General features: G+C 64.2%; 15 protein-coding genes. 13 read left to right on the forward strand and 2 right to left on the reverse strand.

The window, feature by feature from the left end; translation table 11 throughout:
* Window positions 1-34: 34 nt before the first annotated feature.
* From CK227_RS08170 to CK227_RS08225, 12 genes are all read left to right on the forward strand, one after another.
* Window positions 35-829, forward strand: coding sequence for an endonuclease/exonuclease/phosphatase family protein (locus CK227_RS08170; protein ID WP_140891360.1), 795 nt, complete (start codon window positions 35-37; stop codon window positions 827-829).
* Between the two features lie 76 nt (window positions 830-905).
* Entirely contained in the window at window positions 906-1,226 is a 321-nt protein-coding gene (locus tag CK227_RS08175; protein WP_095772750.1) for a hypothetical protein, read from the forward strand.
* A 118-nt stretch (window positions 1,227-1,344) separates the two neighbouring features.
* Entirely contained in the window at window positions 1,345-1,947 is a 603-nt protein-coding gene (locus CK227_RS08180) for an ANTAR domain-containing response regulator (RefSeq protein WP_032931485.1), read from the forward strand.
* Window positions 1,944-3,182 (forward strand): CmpA/NrtA family ABC transporter substrate-binding protein, encoded by a 1,239-nt coding sequence (locus CK227_RS08185; protein WP_095772702.1) that lies wholly within the window; start codon window positions 1,944-1,946, stop codon window positions 3,180-3,182. The genes CK227_RS08180 and CK227_RS08185 overlap by 4 nt, the downstream gene beginning before the upstream one ends.
* Window positions 3,183-3,539: 357 nt before the next feature.
* The gene (locus CK227_RS08190; protein WP_095772749.1) at window positions 3,540-4,856 is read left to right on the forward strand and encodes a CmpA/NrtA family ABC transporter substrate-binding protein; all 1,317 of its coding nucleotides are present in this window, start codon (window positions 3,540-3,542) and stop codon (window positions 4,854-4,856) included.
* Window positions 4,857-4,909: 53 nt separating this feature from the next.
* Entirely contained in the window at window positions 4,910-5,803 is an 894-nt protein-coding gene (gene ntrB / locus CK227_RS08195; RefSeq protein WP_095772701.1) for a nitrate ABC transporter permease, read from the forward strand.
* A gap of 10 nt (window positions 5,804-5,813) precedes the next feature.
* Window positions 5,814-6,611 carry an ABC transporter ATP-binding protein gene (locus CK227_RS08200; protein WP_095772700.1) on the forward strand — a complete coding sequence of 266 codons (798 nt, stop codon included), beginning with the start codon at window positions 5,814-5,816 and terminating at the stop codon, window positions 6,609-6,611.
* A gap of 395 nt (window positions 6,612-7,006) precedes the next feature.
* Window positions 7,007-7,198, forward strand: coding sequence for a twin-arginine translocation signal domain-containing protein (locus CK227_RS08205; RefSeq protein WP_095772748.1), 192 nt, complete (start codon window positions 7,007-7,009; stop codon window positions 7,196-7,198).
* Window positions 7,199-7,314: 116 nt separating this feature from the next.
* On the forward strand, window positions 7,315-8,556 hold the full coding sequence (locus CK227_RS08210; protein ID WP_179295813.1) for a nitrate/nitrite transporter: 1,242 nt from the start codon (window positions 7,315-7,317) through the stop codon (window positions 8,554-8,556).
* 10 nt (window positions 8,557-8,566) lie between these two features.
* Window positions 8,567-11,017 (forward strand): nitrite reductase large subunit NirB, encoded by a 2,451-nt coding sequence (gene nirB, locus CK227_RS08215; protein WP_095772698.1) that lies wholly within the window; start codon window positions 8,567-8,569, stop codon window positions 11,015-11,017.
* Window positions 11,018-11,228: 211 nt separating this feature from the next.
* A complete protein-coding gene (gene nirD, locus CK227_RS08220; protein ID WP_095772697.1) occupies window positions 11,229-11,558 on the forward strand; it encodes a nitrite reductase small subunit NirD in 330 nt (109 codons plus the stop codon).
* Between the two features lie 2 nt (window positions 11,559-11,560).
* A complete protein-coding gene (locus CK227_RS08225; RefSeq protein ID WP_095772696.1) occupies window positions 11,561-14,422 on the forward strand; it encodes a nitrate reductase in 2,862 nt (953 codons plus the stop codon).
* Between the two features lie 68 nt (window positions 14,423-14,490).
* Here the strand turns inward: CK227_RS08225 and CK227_RS37800 are convergent, their stop codons facing one another.
* Window positions 14,491-14,613, reverse strand: a complete 123-nt coding sequence (locus tag CK227_RS37800) for a hypothetical protein (RefSeq protein ID WP_280951230.1) — start codon at window positions 14,611-14,613, stop codon at window positions 14,491-14,493.
* A 185-nt stretch (window positions 14,614-14,798) separates the two neighbouring features.
* On the opposite strand from CK227_RS37800, the gene CK227_RS08230 reads away from it, so the two are divergent.
* Entirely contained in the window at window positions 14,799-15,686 is an 888-nt protein-coding gene (locus CK227_RS08230) for a hypothetical protein (protein WP_245318111.1), read from the forward strand.
* A gap of 112 nt (window positions 15,687-15,798) precedes the next feature.
* Here the strand turns inward: CK227_RS08230 and CK227_RS08235 are convergent, their stop codons facing one another.
* Window positions 15,799-17,313 carry an aldehyde dehydrogenase family protein gene (locus tag CK227_RS08235; protein WP_095772694.1) on the reverse strand — a complete coding sequence of 505 codons (1,515 nt, stop codon included), beginning with the start codon at window positions 17,311-17,313 and terminating at the stop codon, window positions 15,799-15,801.
* Between the last annotated feature and the right edge of the window lie 169 nt (window positions 17,314-17,482).

The following is a 17,482-nucleotide window of genomic DNA, read 5'->3' on the forward strand; positions in this document are numbered from 1 at the left end:
GGCAACCATGCTTTTGTCCATTCGCGACAGGCGGATGCGCAAGGCAAACGCGGCTGCGCACAAGGCAACCGCCACCACAGGCACCTTGGTTGCCTCCTACAACGTCCACAAATGCATCGGCGTCGACCGCAAATTCGATCCCGAGCGCACCAGCCGCGTCATCCGCGAAATCGACCCCGACGTCATCGCGCTGCAGGAAGCGGACAACCGTTTCGGCGACCGTGACGGGCTTCTCGACCTGCCCCGCCTCGAGCGGGAAACCGGCCTGGTGCCGGTGCCGATTTCAGCGACCGGCAAGGGCCATGGCTGGCACGGCAATGTCCTCCTGTTCAAGAAGGGCGTCGTCCGTGACGTGCATCAGATCAGGCTTCCGGGCCTGGAACCGCGCGGCGCGGTGGTGGCGGAGATCGACCTCGACGGAAACCGCACCTTGCGCATCATCGCCGCCCATCTCGGCCTGCTGCGCCACTCGCGCTCGCAACAGGCCCGTGTCGTGCTGGACATCATGAGCAGCGCCGATGAAAAGCCGACCTTGCTGCTCGGCGACCTCAACGAATGGCGGCTCGGCAACCGCTCGGCGCTCAACACGCTGCACGCGACGTTCGGGCCTCAGCCACCGGCGGTGCCCACCTTCCCCTCGAACCTGCCGCTTTTGGCGCTCGACCGGATCATGACCAATCGGCACGGAATGATCGCGGCGGTCGAAGCCCATGACACGCCGCTTTCGCGCGTCGCCTCCGACCATCTGCCGCTCACGGCCTTCGTTCGCCTGGATCACATGGTTTCCGCCGATAACGCCATGATGTCCCCGGCGTCGCAAAGCGTGTAGATCTACAGTGGAACGCTCCGGGTCACCCGCGAGTTTATGGTCAAGTTTATATGTGTTGAACGCGCAGGAGGACAAAATGAAAAAGTTGATTTTAGCGTCCCTTTTGGCATTGGCCGCAACTGCATCGGTCATTGCGCCGACGCAAGCTGCAAGTGTGATTATCCAGTCCGACGACGGCAACCAATATTCACCAGACGATTCCGACAATGGCGGGATTGTTATTCGCCGGCACCATGACCGGCGCTATGACAACCAATATGAGGACGACCAGAGCGTTCAGTACGATAATTATGGCCAATATCGGCGTTACCACCGGCACCATCGCTGCCATTTGGAAACAGTCGTGCATTGGCGCCACCACCATAGGGTGGTCGAAGACGTTCGCGTTTGCGGCTAACCCACGCCTTACCCCGTTCTGACAGGACGTAGTCCTCGGCGGCGGCATGGCCACATTCCTTTCAAGGACGTGGCTATGCCGCATTGCACAATTTCGCGGCCTTCCCCACAATGCAGGCATGGTCCGATCCTCCCTAGCCGTCCTGGTGATCGATGAAAATCGCATCCGTGCCTCGATCATCGAGGCCGGCCTGCGCGAGGCCGGCCATCAGCTTGTCACAGTCATCCATGACGTGACCGGCATTGCGCGGCGGATCGCCGAGATCGAACCCGACGTCATCGTCATCGACCTCGAAAACCCTAACCGCGACATGCTCGAAAACATGTTCCAGCTGTCGCGCGCCGTGAAGCGCCCGATCGCCATGTTCGTCGACCGGTCCGACCAGGCCTCGATCGAGGCCGCGGTCGATGCCGGCGTGTCGGCCTATGTCGTCGATGGCCTGCGGCAAGAGCGTGTCAAGCCGATCCTCGACATGGCGGTGAGCCGCTTCAATGCCTTCTCGCGCATGGCGCGCGAATTGGAAGAGGCGCGCAGCGAACTCGAGAGCCGCAAGGTCATCGATCGCGCCAAGGGCATACTGATGAAGTCGCGCGGCCTCTCCGAAGAGGCCGCCTACACGCTGCTGCGCAAGACGGCGATGAACCAGAACCGCAAGATCAGCGACATCGCCCAGAGCCTGGTGACCGCTGCCGGGCTGCTGGGGCCGGCGGAGGACGAATGAGCATGAGCCATCAGATCACCGCCGGCTTCATGCCGCTTTTCGACAGCGCCGTGCTGGTGGCCGCGAGCGAGCTTGGCTTCGCCGCCCGCGAAGACATTGAGCTGACGCTGCACCGCGAGACGTCCTGGGCCAACATTCGCGACCGCATCGCCATCGGCCATTTCGATCTCGCGCATATGCTGGGGCCCATGCCGCTCGCCTGCAATCTCGGGCTGACGCCGCTCGCTTCCGAGACCATCGTGCCGTTCTCGCTCGGGCTCGGCGGCAATTGCGTCACCATCTCCAACGCTGTCTGGGCCGGCATGGCGGCGCATGGCGCCCAACCCGATCTCGATCCCGCGCGCGCCGGCGCGGCCCTGCGCGCATTCATTCGCGATCGGGCGGCCGCGCGCCGCGAACCGCTGCGCTTTGCCGTGGTGCACCCGCATTCCGGGCACAATTACGAACTGCGCTACTGGCTCGCCGCTTGCGGCATCGATCCCGACCGCGAAATCGAGATCGTCATCGTGCCGCCGCCCTTCATGGCCGACGCGCTCGCCACTGGACGCATCGACGGCTACTGCGTCGGCGAACCCTGGAACAGCGCTGCGGTCGCCGCCGGCACCGGCCATATCGTCACCGTCAAGGCGCAGATATGGCGCAACAGCCCGGAGAAGGTGATCGGGGTGCGCAAGGCCTGGGCCGACGAGAAACCGGAGGCTCTGGCGGCGCTGCTGCGCGCGCTGCATCATTCGGCGCGCTGGTGCCAGGACCCGGCCAACCACGCCGAATTGGCCGCGGTGATGGCGCAGGCCCGCTTCCTCGGCTTGCCGCCGGCCGTGCAGATGCCGATCCTGACCGGCCATCTGCGATTGGGCGGCGGAGCGGAGCTGGATGTCGACGACTTCTTCCTGCCCTTCGATAAGGCCGCGAACTTTCCGTGGAAGAGCCATGCGCTGTGGTTCTACACGCAGATGGTGCGCTGGGGGCATGTCGCGCACACGCCTGACAATCTCGCCATCGCCCGGGATTGCTACCGGCCCGACCTCTACCGCTCGGCGCTGAAGCCGCTCGGTGTCGCGCTTCCCGGGGCCAATGCGAAGGTCGAGGGCGCGCTCAAGGTCGCCACCGCGGTCGGCGCGACCGGCGCCGGCCTGGTGCTCGGCCCGGACGGTTTCTTCGACGGCCAGATCTTCGATCCCGATGAGATCGACACCTACATAGCGCGCCAGAAATCGGCCCGCACGGAAGCCTGATCATTTCCGCGCCACTATTGTGCATTGCACAAAAATTGTGCGTGCATTTGCACCCATGAACAATCTTTGGCTTGTCCACCCTGCGGGTTCTTGCGCCGATAGCTGTACTATATAGTTGATTTTATTTGTGTTTGTCATCTGCTCCGAAACTGGCACGGTTCCTGCATTGCAATAGGCAGACCCTTCTCGGGTCACGTAACAGGCGTCCAATGGCGGGCGCTACAGGCAAAGCTGCCGCTCAGGTCAACACGCGATCCCGGATGGACGGACGCGCGCGGCCTGGCCGGTGGCTTTTTTGTTTTGACCGAACACGCAATCGACGGCGCTGATCCGAGCAGTGCCCAACGGGAGATGACGATGACGAAACGCATCAAGACTGAAACCTCTCTTGAGGGCATGACCCGTCGCGGTTTTCTGATGGCAGGTGCTGCCACCGCGGCAACCCTGGCGGCCGCGCGTGCGCTGCTCCCCTCGGGCGCCTATGCCGCGACCGCCGCGCCGGAAGTCACCGGCGCCAAGCTCGGCTTCATCGCGCTGACCGATGCCGCGCCCCTGATGGTCGCCAAGGAGAAAGGTCTGTTCGCCAAATTCGGCATGCCCGATGTCGAGGTGCTGAAGCAGGCCTCCTGGGGTGCGACGCGCGACAATTTGATGCTTGGCGGTGCCGCCAACGGCATCGACGGCGCCCACATACTGACGCCGCTGCCTTACCTCATGCACACCGGCAAGGTGACGCAGAACAACCAGCCCATGCCGATGGCGATCGTGGCGCGGCTCAACTACGACTGCCAGGGCATCTCGGTCGCGCAGGAATATGCCGGCACCGGTGTCGGCCTCGACGCCTCAAAGTTGAAGGAGACCTTCGCCGCCAAGAAGGCCGCCGGCAAGGAAGTGAAGGCCGCCATGACCTTCCCGGGCGGCACGCATGACCTCTGGCTGCGCTACTGGCTGGCCGCCGGCGGCATCGATCCCGACAAGGACGTCTCGACCATCGTCGTGCCGCCGCCGCAAATGGTGGCCAACATGAAGGTCGGCAACATGGACGTCTTCTGCGTCGGCGAGCCGTGGAACGAGCAGCTCGTCCACCAGGGCGTCGGCTTCACCGCCGCCACCACGGGCGAATTGTGGAAAGGCCATCCGGAAAAGGCGCTCGGCCTGCGCGCCGAATTCATCGAGAAGAACCCGAACGCCACCAAGGCGATCCTGATGGCCGTCATGGAAGCCCAGCAATGGTGCGAGGCCAAGGAGAACAAGGACGAGATGGCCGCCATCATCGGCAAGCGGCAATGGATGAACGTGCCGGTCGCCGACATCATCGGCCGCCTCAAGGGCGACATCAACTATGGCAATGGCCGCGTCGCCAACGGTACCGATCTCTACATGAAGTTCTGGAAGGGCGGCGTTTCCTACCCCTTCAAGAGCCATGATTCGTGGTTCCTCGCCGAGAACATCCGCTGGGGCAAATTCGCACCGACCACCGATGTCAAGGCGTTGGTCGATCAGGTCAACCGCGAGGATCTCTGGCGCGAGGCAGCCAAGGACCTCGGCGTGGCGGCGGCCGACATTCCGGCCTCCTCGTCGCGTGGCGTCGAGACGTTCTTCGACGGCAAGGTCTTCGATCCGGCCAACCCGTCCGCCTATCTCGACAGCCTGAAGATCAAGGCATCGGCTTAGGCCCAACGGCACTCGCGCCGTTGTCGCCCAGCGCCCAGGAGTGTTTCCAAGACATGTCCATCCAAACCATCGAGGACACCAAGGTGAAGGCGTTTCCGGCAAAGCCCGCCGCCGAACTGGTTGCGTTCACAGCCAAGAGCCGACGCCGCATCGACCCGCTCGCCATTGCCGGCAAGGTCGCGACGGCGCTGGTGCCGCCTGCCGTCGTCATCGCCCTCCTGCTCGTCGTCTGGCAGGTCGCCTGCTCGTCACCGACCGCCAGCCTGCCGCCGCCGAGCCAGGTGTGGAACGAGGCCTATGACCTGATCGCGCATCCGTTCTTCGACAATGGCCCGCAGGATATCGGACTGGCCTGGCGGGTGCTGATCTCGCTGCAGCGCGTCGCCATCGGCTTCGGCCTGGCGGCGGTGGTCGGGGTGGCGCTCGGCGCGCTGGTCGGCCAGTCGATCTGGGCGATGCGCGGCCTCGATCCGGTGTTCCAGATCCTGCGCACCGTGCCGCCGCTGGCCTGGCTGCCGCTGTCGCTGGCGGCGTTCCGCGATTCCAGCCCGTCGGCGCTGTTCGTCATCTTCATCACGTCGATCTGGCCGATCATCATCAACACCGCCGTCGGCGTGCGCAACATCCCGCAGGACTACCGCAACGTCGCCCTCATACTGCGGCTCAACCCGTTCGAGTTCTTCGTCAAGATCATGGTGCCGGCCGCAGCACCCTATATCTTCACCGGCTTGAGGATCGGCATCGGCCTGTCCTGGCTCGCCATCGTCGCCGCCGAAATGCTGACCGGCGGCGTGGGCATCGGCTTCTTCATCTGGGACGCATGGAATTCGTCGCGGCTGCCCGACATCATCGTCGCGCTCGCCTATATCGGCGTCACCGGCTTCTGCCTCGACCGCCTGGTCGCTGGCGTCGGTGCCTTCGTCACCCGCGGCACTACGGCAAAGTGAGGACAGCGCGATGACCGCCTATCTGAAACTCGACCATATCGACAAAACCTTCGCCCGCGGCGGCCAGGTCACCGAGGTGCTGAAAGACATCCGGCTGACCATCGACAAGGGCGAATTCGTCTCCATCATCGGCCATTCCGGCTGCGGCAAGTCGACCTTGCTCAACCTGATCGCCGGCCTGACCAAGGTGTCCGCCGGTGCCGTGCTGCTCGAGAACAAGGAAGTCGACAGCCCCGGCCCCGAGCGTGCCGTGGTATTCCAGAACCACTCGCTGCTGCCCTGGCTGACCGTCTACGAGAACATCAACCTGGCGGTGTCGAAAGTCTTTGGCCGCAGCAAAAGCAAGGCCGAGCGGCATGACTGGATCATGCGCAATCTCGACCTCGTGCAGATGGCGCACGCCAGGGACAAGCGCCCGGCGGAAATCTCGGGCGGCATGAAGCAGCGCGTCGGCATCGCCCGGGCGCTCGCCATGGAGCCGAAGATCCTGCTGCTCGACGAGCCGTTCGGCGCGCTCGATGCGCTGACGCGCGCCCATCTGCAGGATGCCGTGATGGACATTCATTCCAGGCTGGGCTCGACGACGATCATGATCACCCACGATGTCGACGAGGCGGTGCTGCTCTCCGACCGCATCGTCATGATGACCAATGGTCCGGCAGCGACCATCGGCGAGGTGCTTGCGGTGCCGCTGGCGCGCCCACGCCGGCGCGTCGAACTTTCTTCAGACCGGACCTTCCTGCGCTGCCGTGAGGCGGTGCTGAAATTCCTCTACGAACGCCACCGCTTCGTCGCAGCCGCCGAATAAGGCCATGACCGAAAAGCGCAATCATCGGCAATTGGCAATGTGCATCGGCAATAGGCAGCCTATCGCACTGCACAAATATTACGCTGCTGCGCAAGGCATTCTGACTAATCTTTGATCCGCTGCCGCGCTTGGTCAAAAGTCGTTCGGCTGCGGTTCACATTGATTTCATTCGATAATCCAGGGCGCTCTCGAATTGGCACGCTTCCTGCATTTCGGAATGTAGGTCCGCAAGGGCCAAGTGATACGGCGTCCAATGGCGGGCGCCACAGGCAAAGCTGCCGCTCAGGTCAATGCGCGATCCCGGATGGACGGACGCGCGAAGACCTGGCCGGCGGCTTTTTTGTTTTTGCGAGATCGACGGCGCCGGTCCAAGCGGCGCCCAAACGGAGACGACGATGACGAAACGGATCGGAACTGGCGCGTCCCTCGCGGACTTCACGCGGCGCGATTTTCTGGCCAGCAGCGCGCTGACGGCGGCACTGTTCACCGCCGCGCTCCTGCTGTTTCCGACAGGCGCCAAGATTCAAGGCAAGGACCTGACCGTCGCGAACTCGGTGTCGTTGCATCCATCGATGCCGCGCCGCTGATCATTCACCCACAAAATATCCGCGGTGCCTCCCACGCCGCAGACCGGAGCCAGACATTGACCGCAAATCTCCCAGCCCCGCCCAGCCAGGACAATGCCCCCCGGCAGGCGCTTGTGATGTCCACCATCGCCTTCACCGTATGCTTCGCGGTGTGGACGATCTTTTCAATCATCGGCGTGCGCATAAAGCAGGATCTCGGGCTGAACGAGACGCAGTTCGGCCTGCTCGTCGGCACGCCGATCCTCACCGGTTCGCTCGTGCGCATGGTGCTCGGCGTCTGGACCGACCGCTTTGGCGGACGGCTGGTCTACACTGCGACCATGCTTGCGGCGGCGGCGGCGACCTTCCTGCTGGCTTTCGCGCACACCTACGGGCAGATGCTGGTCGCTGCGCTTGGCGTCGGGCTCGCCGGCGGCTCCTTCGCCGTCGGCGTGTCCTATGTCTCGCGCTTCTTCCCCGCAGACAGGCAGGGCACGGCCCTCGGCATCTTCGGTGCCGGCAATGTCGGGGCCGCGGTCACCAAGTTCCTGGCGCCCTTCGTGCTTCTCTCCTGGGGCTGGCAGTCGGTGGCGCTGATCTGGGCCGCAGCGCTCGTCGTCATGGCCGCCATCTTCTGGTTTACCACCGGCGATGATCCCGTCATCCGCGAGCGCCGCGCCGGCAAGGCAACACCCACGAGAAGCTTCTGGCAGGAATTCGCGCCGCTCAAGAATGTGCAGGTCTGGCGCTTCGCCTTCTACTATTTCTTCGCCTTTGGCGCGTTCGTGGCGCTGTCGCTCTGGCTGCCGCGCTACCTGATCGGCGTCTACGGTTTCGGGCTTGCGACCGCCGGCATGATCGGTGCGGCCTATTCAATTCCCGCAAGCGTCTTCCGCGCCTATGGCGGCGTGCTTTCCGACCGGATCGGTGCCCGCACCGTGCTCTATTCGACGTTCGCCGTCAGTGCCGTCGCGACTCTCGTTCTGTCTCTCCCCTCGGCAGACTACGTCGTGCGCGGCATTAGCGGGCCGATCGCCTTCCATTTCGAGATCGGCCCGCTCGCCTTCATCGCCGTCGCCTGCGTGCTCGGCTTCTTCATGAGCCTCGGCAAGGCCGCGGTGTACAAGCACATCCCGGCCTACTATCCGCAGAATGTCGGCGCGGTCGGTGGTGTGGTGGGCATGATCGGCGGGCTCGGCGGCTTCATCCTGCCAATCGCCTTCGGCGCGCTCAACGACCTCACAGGCGTGTGGTCGAGCTGCTTCATGCTGCTGTTCGTCATCGTCGCCACCTGCCTTGCCTGGATGCATGTCTCCATCCGGCGCATGGAGCGCGCGGCATCCGCCGAAGTTTCACCCCTTTCCTACGCGGCTGAGTGAGAGAGCGGACATGACAGAAAAACTCGTCATCATCGGCAACGGCATGGCCCCCGGGCGCATGCTGGAGCACCTCCTCGAGCAGGCGCCGGGCCGCTACGCCGTCACCATCTTCAACGCCGAGCCCCGCGTCAATTATGACCGCATCATGCTGTCGCCGGTGCTGTCGGGCGAAAAGGATTATGAGGAGATCATCATCCATGGTGACGGCTGGTACATCAAGCATGGCATCACCCTCTACAAGGGTCACAAGATCGTTGCCATCGACCGGCAGGCGAAAACCGTCACCTCCGACCATGGCGTAACCGAGCCCTACGACAAGCTCGTCATCGCCACCGGCTCGGTGCCGTTCATCATTCCGGTGCCGGGCCACAACCTGCCCGGCGTGCTGACCTACCGCGATCTCGACGACGTGCGAGCCATGATGCTGGCCGCCCAGTCGCGGGCCAAGGCGGTCGTCATAGGCGGCGGGCTGCTCGGCTTGGAGGCGGCGGCGGGCCTCAACGCGCAAGGCATGGACGTCACCGTGCTGCATGTCATGCCGACGCTGATGGAGCGCCAGCTCGATCCGGCCGCCGGCTACCTGCTGCAGCGCGCGGTGGAACAACGCGGCATCAAGGTCATCACCAAGGCCAACACCCAGGCGATCACCGGCAACGGCAAGGTCGAGCGGGTCGAGCTCGCCGACGGCACCGTCATTCCGGCGACGCTGGTGGTGATGGCCGTCGGCATCAGGCCGAACGCGACGCTGGCCAAGGAGGCTGGCATCGCCGTCAACAGAGGCATCGTCGTCGATGCCGGCATGCGCAGCAACGACCCCGACATCTACGCGCTCGGCGAATGCGCCGAGGTCAACGGCATGGTCTATGGGCTGGTCGCGCCGCTCTACGAGATGGCGCGCGTCGCGGCCCACCAGCTTGCCGGCGACGAGGCGGCCGCCTTCGTCCATTCGGACACGCCGACCAAGCTCAAGGTCACCGGCATCGAGCTGTTCTCGCTCGGCGACTTTGCCGAGGGCGAGGACCGCCAGGAGATCGTGCTGCGCGACGCCGCCGCCGGCGTCTACAAGCGGCTCGTTCTGAAGGACGACCGCATCATCGGCACCGTGCTCTATGGCGAGACGGCGGACGGTGCCTGGTTCAACGATCTCAAGAAGAAGCAAACCGACATATCGGAGATGCGCGAAACGTTGATCTTCGGCCAGTCCTATCAGGGGGGTGCCCCGCTGGACCCTATGGCGGCCGTTGCAGCCTTGCCGGATGATGCGGAAATCTGCGGCTGCAACGGCGTCTGCAAGGGCAAGATCACAGGCGCTATCACGGCCAAGGGCCTGACCTCGCTCGACGATGTCAGGGCGCATACCAAGGCGTCCGCCTCCTGCGGTTCCTGCACCGGGCTGGTCGAGAAACTGATGGTGCTGACGCTCGGCGACACATACAACCCTGCGGCCGTGCAGCCCATGTGCTCCTGCACCACGCTCGGCCACGACGAGGTGCGCCGGCTGATCAAGGCAAAGCACCTCAAGACCATTCCCGCCGTCATGCAGGAACTGGAGTGGAAGACCTCCTGCGGCTGCGCCAAATGCCGGCCGGCGCTCAACTACTACCTCGTCTGCGACTGGCCGGACGACTACGCCGACGACTACCAGTCGCGCTTCATCAACGAGCGGGTGCATGCCAACATCCAGAAGGACGGCACCTATTCGGTGGTGCCGCGCATGTGGGGCGGCGTCACCAACGCCGCAGAATTGCGTGCTATCGCCGACGTCGTAGACAAGTTCGAGATCCCGATGGTCAAGGTCACCGGCGGCCAGCGCATCGACATGCTCGGCATTCGCAAGGAGGACCTGCCGGCGGTGTGGGCCGATCTCGGCCAGGCCGGCTTCGTCTCCGGCCACGCCTACGCCAAGGGCCTGCGCACGGTGAAGACCTGCGTCGGCTCCGACTGGTGCCGCTTCGGCACGCAGGATTCGACGGGGCTTGGCATCCGTATCGAGAAATTCATGTGGGGCTCGTGGACCCCGGCCAAGGTCAAGATGGCGGTGTCGGGCTGCCCGCGCAACTGCGCCGAGGCGACCTGCAAGGATGTCGGCGTCATCTGCGTCGATTCTGGCTACGAGATCCATTTCGCCGGAGCGGCAGGGCTCGACATCAAGGGCACCGAAGTGCTCGGCCTTGTGAAGACCGAGGACGAGGCGCTGGAGCATATCGTGGCGCTGACGCAGATGTATCGCGAGCAGGGCCGCTATCTCGAACGCATCTACAAATGGGCCAAGCGTATCGGCATCCCCGAGATCAAGCGCCAGATCATGGACGACGATGCCAAGCGCAAGGCCTATTACGACCGCTTCGTCTTCTCCCAGAAATTCGCCCAGGTCGACCCGTGGTCGGAACGCGTCTCCGGCAAGGACAAGCACGAGTTTCGGCCGATGGCTTCGGTCGGGTTTGCGCAGGCGGCGGAGTGATGGAGATGTTTGCGCGAAGCACACCCCTCTGGCCTGCCCGCCATCTCCCCCTCAAGGGGGGAGATCGAATATCGTTTCGGCTTTCGCCAATCTCCAACGTCGCAGGACGGTCGCCGTCATCGAGGCAGCCAATCCCCCCCCTTGAAGGGGAGATGTCCGGCAGGACAGAGGGGGGTGCCTTGGCGCAATCCTATCAAGCAAAGGCAGCCCAATGAACTGGATCGCCATCGGCACCATCTCCGACATCCCCCGCCGTGGTGCGCGCTGTGTCGCCACCCCGCAAGGCAAGGTCGCCGTCTTCCGCACCCAGGACGATCAGGTCTATGCCATCGACGACCATTGCCCGCACAAGGGCGGGCCGCTGAGCCAAGGCATCGTCCATGGCGCGGCGGTGACCTGCCCCCTGCACAATTGGGTGATCTCGCTGGAGACAGGCAAGGCGCTCGGCGCCGACGAAGGCGCAGTACGCACCATCCCGGTCAAGGTCGAGGGCGAGCGCCTGTTCCTGGCGCTGGAAGCGCTGGCCAGCCGCGCCGCCTGACCATGGAGATCGACGCAGCACGCGAGGTGAGGACCACTTGCCCCTATTGCGGGGTGGGCTGCGGCGTGCTGGCGAAAGTCGCCGCGGACGGGCAGGTGTCTGTCCGCGGCGACCCCGATCATCCCGCGAATTTCGGCCGGCTCTGCTCCAAGGGTTCCGCCCTGGCCGAGACTATCGGTCTCGACGGCAGGCTGCTTCATCCCGAAATCCACGGCCGCCGGACAGGCTGGAACGAGGCGCTCGACATCGTCGCTTCGACTTTCTCGCGGACCATTGCCGAGCACGGACCGGATGCGGTCGCCTTCTATGTCTCGGGGCAACTGCTGACCGAGGATTACTACCTCGCCAACAAGCTGATGAAGGGCTTCATCGGCTCGGCCAACATCGACACCAATTCGCGCCTGTGCATGGCCTCGTCCGTCGCCGGCCACCGCCGCGCCTTCGGCTCCGACACGGTGCCGGGAACCTATGAGGATCTGGAACGCGCCGACCTGATCGTGCTGGTCGGCTCCAACCTCGCCTGGTGTCATCCCGTGCTCTACCAGCGCATCGCGGCGGCCCGGGAAAAGCGGCCGGAGATGAAGATCGTGCTGGTCGATCCGCGCCGCACCATGACATCTGATATCGCCGACATGCATCTGGCGATCGCGCCCGATGGCGACGTCGCCCTGTTCACCGGCCTGCTCGCCTGGCTCGGCCAGCACGATGCGCTCGACCGCGCCTATATCACGGAGCATACGACCGGCTTCGGACAAGCTCTTTTTGCAGCATCGGCGCTCGATCTCACCAGTGTTGCCACCGCAACAGGCCTGAGCGAAGACGAGCTTGCCCGCTTCTACAGCCTGTTCGCAGCGACCGCGAAGACGGTGACCGTTTACAGCCAGGGTGTGAACCAGTCGTCGTCCGGCACCGACAAGGTCAACGCCATCATCAACTGCCATCTCGCCACCGGCCGCATTGGCAAACCGGGAACCGGGCCGTTCTCGGTGACCGGCCAACCCAACGCCATGGGCGGTCGCGAGGTCGGCGGCATGGCCAACATGCTCGCCGCCCATATGGAGATCGAAAATCTCGAACACCGCGATCGCGTCCAGCGCTTCTGGAACGCGCCCGATATCGCGCAAAAGCCCGGGCTGAAGGCCGTCGAGATGTTTCAAGCCGTGGCCGACGGCCGCATCAAGGCGTTGTGGATCATGGCCACCAACCCGGTCGATTCGATGCCGGACGCAGACGCCGTCGAAGCGGCAATCAAGGCTTGCCCGTTCGTTGTGGTTTCGGACGTGCTGGCCAGCACGGACACGGTGCATCATGCCCATGTCAGGCTGCCCGCCACCGCCTGGGGCGAAAAGGACGGCACCGTCACCAATTCGGAGCGCCGCATCTCGCGCCAGCGGTCGTTTCTGGCGGCGCCCGGCGAGGCGAGGCCCGACTGGTGGATCATCGCGGAGGTGGCGCGGCGGATGGGTCTTGCCGAGGCGTTCGGGCATGAGACGCCGGCGGAAATTTTTGGCGAGCATGCCGCCCTCTCTGGATTCGAGAATGACGGTGCGCGGGATTTCGATATTGGCGCTTATGCAAGTGTCGATGATGAGACCTATGCAGCGCTTGAGCCTTTCCAATGGCCAGCGCCGAGCCAAGACACCCCCCTCTGGCCGGCCGGCCATCTCCCCCTCAAGAGGGGAAATCAGCTGTTTTATCGGCTTTCGCCAATCTCCAGCGTTGCAACCGGAGACCCGGCGTCGGAGCTGCCGATCTCCCCCCTTGAGGGGGAGATGTCCGGCAGGACAGAGGGGGGCGATCAAGCTCGACATTCGCAACAAGCGAACAGCACGACGGAGCAGCAACCCGCGCGTTTCTTCGCCAACGGCCACTTCTACACACCCGACCGCAAAGCCCGCTTCATCGCCATCCGCGCCACCACGGAAACCCGCACCGCCGCCGACTTCCCGCTCATCCTCAACACCGGCCGCATCCGCGACCACTGGCACACCATGACGCGCACCGGCAAAAGCCCGCGTCTGTCCCAGCACATCGCCGAGCCCTTTGTCGAAATCCATCCCGTGGACGCGCAGCACCACGGCATCGGCGACGCCGACATCGTGCGGATCTCCAGCCCGCGTGGCGACGTACTGGTCCGCGCCTTGATCACGTCACGCCAGCGCCAAGGCAGCGTCTTCGCGCCGATGCACTGGACCGATCAGTTCGCGGCAAAAGGCCGGCTCGACGCATTGACCGCACCGCTCATCGATCCGGTTTCAGGTCAGCCGGCGTTGAAACATGTCGCGGCCCGTATCGAGAAATTTGCCGCAAAGGCCTTTGGTTTCGCCGTGATGCGCCGCCGTCCCGAGGCGATTGCTGCTGACTATTGGGCGGTCGCTCGTTGCAGGGGCGGATGGCGGGTCGAGCTTGCCTTTGCCGACGACGACGCGGACTGGACAGCCTTCGCCGGCTCGCTTTTCGAGGCTCCTTCGGCCGAAATGCTTGCCTATCACGACCGCGACGCCGGCCAGCACCGCATCGCTGCCTTCGACGGTGAGCACCTCACGGGTGCTTTGTTCGTCGCCCGGGGCCCGGTCGCGGTGTCGCGCGGCTGGGCGGCCGAACAGCTCGAAGAGGTCCACGCCAGCCAGCGCGAGCGCTTCAGGATCGTCGCCGGCCGCGCCGGTGCCGAACGGCCGGATGCCGGCGCCACCGTCTGTTCCTGCTTCAACGTCGGGGCCAACCAGATCGTGGCCGCGGTGATGGCCGGCTGCACCACTGTCGAAGCCATCGGCGGCGCGCTGAAGGCCGGCACCAATTGCGGCTCCTGCCGGTCCGAGATCCGCGCCCTCATCCAGGCTGGCCGCGTTCAAGCGGCCGAGTGAGCCGCAATCCTGTATGATTTGAGCTGTCCGCGAGGCCACGCCAAACCTGACCAACTGTTAATTCGACTTCAGGCTTCGACCATATTGGTGGATGGGGTGATGCCGCCGTGGACCAGCAATTGGAAATGGTCACCTGCCCGCTCATCCAGGTGAATTTCAAGGAGGGCCAGGACGCACAGGTCGCCCTTCAAGGGGCAGCCGTTCGGCTGGCTATCGTTGCGAGAGGTTTTCCAAGCCATAGCAATCAGTTAGCGGACTGAACCACGAACCCGCCACTCTCGATCCATGCCTCGGCTGGCCCTGTTGTCCGCAAATGGTACGTCTGGACACAAGTGTTGAAGGCTGAAAAATAGGGAACGCAACTTCGCTATCCGAGTTGATTCAAGAGATCGGGAGATCCGCGCTGAATCTGGAAGACATAGCCGCCCATCCGGCCTTGCACCGCTACGTACAGGAACAGTCGCAGTCCCTGATCCGAATCTATGAGGAAACCCCGCGACTGGCTTCCATCTTTGCCACGCAGCAACGTTGGCTGATGGCTCATGTCGGCCTTTCCATGCATTTCCGGCGGGACCCGAACGACCGCCGCAAGGAGTTGACCGTCTCGCGTTTCACCGAGGTCGTGCACAAGAACGCCGTGGCCAGCCGCAATACGGCGGATGCTTTCATCAAGGAGATGCTGCACTACAACATCGCCGAGTATGTGGCGGGTGGGGACGGCCGCACGCATCCCCTGCAACCGACGGCCGCCACCATCGAGAGGTTCACCGGCTGGGTAACCGCCCATCTGCGCACGCTTGACCATATCGATGGCGGCGACCGGCTGGGCAGATATCTGGAACGGCCCGACATGCTTGCCACGCTGCAGCCACTGATCGCTGACGGCCTGCTGGCCTCAAAGCCGGTGCGCGAACCCAACCAGACCTTTTCCCTTTTCATCTGGCTCAACAATGGCGGTATCGTCATGGACTGGCTGATGTCCGGCATCGATCCGGATCATGCCGGCCTGGAGCGGATTCCGACCAGCGTCGTTTCGATCGGCGATTTCGCCAAATGGCTCAAGCTGTCGCGGACCCATCTCGGCCGCAAACTGCGCACTGCCGAGGAACTCGGCAGCATTGGCTGGCTTGGCCAACGCGGCCATTCGGTGATGTGGGTGTCGCACGGGTTCTACGAGGAATACATGACCGTGCAGGCCGCCAAGCTGGCTGTCGTCGACAACGCCTTCAAGGCTTGTTTCCCGCCACCGCAAGGCGGTGACTGAGCAGCGCCCTGCACAGGGGCCGATTTTGGGGAACGCGTGAGGCGGATTGCCCTGTGTCGATTGACGCTCGCCGAGCATCACCGACACTGATCTTGGGCAGACCTCGGCGTTCTCAGTCGATGTCGAACGAAACACCCTGGGCAAGCGGCAGCGCCTTGGAATAGTTCACCGTGTTGGTGGCGCGCCGCATGTAGGCCTTCCACGCATCCGAGCCGCTCTCGCGGCCGCCGCCGGTCTCCTTTTCGCCGCCGAAGGCACCGCCGATCTCGGCGCCCGACGTGCCGATATTGACATTGGCGATGCCGCAGTCCGAACCGTCGACACCGAGGAAACGCTCCGATTCCTGCAGATCACGGGTGAAGATCGACGACGACAGGCCCGCACCCACCGCATTGTGTTCGTCGAGCACGGCGTCGAAATCCGAATATTTCATCACATAGAGGATCGGCGCGAAGGTCTCTTCTGTCACCGGCGACACCTGCTTCGGCATTTCGACCAGCGCCGGGTGCACGTAGTAGGCGTCCGGGTGGCCGTTCTCGACGCGCGCGCCGCCGGTCACCTTGCCGCCATGGGCGGTGGCTTCCTTCAGCGCCTTCTGCATGGCATCGAAAGCCGCCTTGTCGATCAGCGGCCCGACCAGCGAAGAGGTCTCTAGCGGATTGCCGACCGAGACGCTCTGATAGGCCTTCTTCAGGCGCGGCACCAAGGCATCGTAGACGCTCTCATGCACGAACAGGCGCCGCAGCGTCGTGCAGCGCTGGCCGGCCGTGCCCATGGCACCGAACGCGATGGCACGCAGTGCCATGTCGAGATCGGCGGTGGGCGCCACGATGCCGGCATTGTTGCCGCCGAGTTCCAGCACGGCACGCGCAAAGCGCTTGGCCAGGCGCGGACCGACGTCGCGGCCCATGCGGGTCGAGCCGGTCGCCGAAACCAGCGGCACCTTGGGATGGTCGACCAGGATTTCGCCGACGGCGCGGTCGCCGATCAGCACCGGCGCCAGCCCCTGCGGCGCGTCGGCGCCGAAACGCTTGACCGCGCGCTTGAAGATCGCTTCGCAGGCAAGTGCGGTCAGCGGCGTCTTCTCTGATGGCTTCCACACCACCGCGTCACCGCAGACCAGTGCCAGTGCCGCATTCCACGACCACACCGCGACCGGGAAGTTGAAGGCGGAAATGACGCCGACGACGCCGAGCGGATGCCAGGTTTCCATCATGCGATGGCCCGGACGCTCGGTAGCGATGGTCAGACCGTACAATTGCCGGGACAGACCGACGGCGAAATCGCAGATGTCGATCATCTCCTGCACTTCGCCGAGCCCCTCGGATGGGATCTTGCCGACCTCGATCGACACCAGCCGGCCAAGTTCGGCCTTGTGCGCACGCAATTCCTCGCCGAGCAGCCTTACCAGTTCGCCGCGCTTCGGACCGGGCACCAGCCGCCAGGACTGGAACGCCTTGTGCGCGGCATCGATGGTCTTTGCCGCGTCGGCCGGCGAGATGGTCTTCAGCGCCGCGATCTGTTCGCCCGTCACCGGGCTGCGCACGATGAGGTCGCCGCCGGCAAGCGCGTCCTTGGCTACACCCAGTTTCGCCAGAAGCTCGGCCGTTTCCTTCGCAATGGTCATTTTTGTCCCTTTCAGATCCCGTCGTCATCATCTGGCGTCGGATCAAAGCCTCGCGCCATTCGCCCGCGTGCCGAAAAGGCACTTCGGGCACAGTCATGGCGTGGCCTTACTCGTTTCAAGGGAAAATCGCCACCCCGGCATGGTCTAAGCCCGGGCGACACGATTGAGC

This window comes from Mesorhizobium sp. WSM4308 (genome assembly GCF_002294905.1).
Classification (GTDB): domain Bacteria; phylum Pseudomonadota; class Alphaproteobacteria; order Rhizobiales; family Rhizobiaceae; genus Mesorhizobium.

Bases quoted from the DNA above. Each gene is read 5' to 3' on its own strand.
- CK227_RS08210 (WP_179295813.1), top strand. From the start codon at position 7,315: ATGTCCACCATCGCCTTCACCGTATGCTTCGCGGTGTGGACGATCTTT.
- CK227_RS08225 (WP_095772696.1), top strand. From the start codon at position 11,561: ATGGAGATCGACGCAGCACGCGAGGTGAGGACCACTTGCCCCTATTGC.
- CK227_RS08235 (WP_095772694.1), bottom strand. From the start codon at position 17,313: ATGACCATTGCGAAGGAAACGGCCGAGCTTCTGGCGAAACTGGGTGTA.
- CK227_RS08180 (WP_032931485.1), top strand. From the start codon at position 1,345: ATGGTCCGATCCTCCCTAGCCGTCCTGGTGATCGATGAAAATCGCATC.
- CK227_RS08200 (WP_095772700.1), top strand. From the start codon at position 5,814: ATGACCGCCTATCTGAAACTCGACCATATCGACAAAACCTTCGCCCGC.
- ntrB (WP_095772701.1), top strand. From the start codon at position 4,910: ATGTCCATCCAAACCATCGAGGACACCAAGGTGAAGGCGTTTCCGGCA.
- CK227_RS08205 (WP_095772748.1), top strand. From the start codon at position 7,007: ATGACGAAACGGATCGGAACTGGCGCGTCCCTCGCGGACTTCACGCGG.
- CK227_RS08170 (WP_140891360.1), top strand. From the start codon at position 35: ATGCGCAAGGCAAACGCGGCTGCGCACAAGGCAACCGCCACCACAGGC.
- nirD (WP_095772697.1), top strand. From the start codon at position 11,229: ATGAACTGGATCGCCATCGGCACCATCTCCGACATCCCCCGCCGTGGT.
- CK227_RS08185 (WP_095772702.1), top strand. From the start codon at position 1,944: ATGAGCATGAGCCATCAGATCACCGCCGGCTTCATGCCGCTTTTCGAC.
- nirB (WP_095772698.1), top strand. From the start codon at position 8,567: ATGACAGAAAAACTCGTCATCATCGGCAACGGCATGGCCCCCGGGCGC.
- CK227_RS08190 (WP_095772749.1), top strand. From the start codon at position 3,540: ATGACGAAACGCATCAAGACTGAAACCTCTCTTGAGGGCATGACCCGT.
- CK227_RS08175 (WP_095772750.1), top strand. From the start codon at position 906: ATGAAAAAGTTGATTTTAGCGTCCCTTTTGGCATTGGCCGCAACTGCA.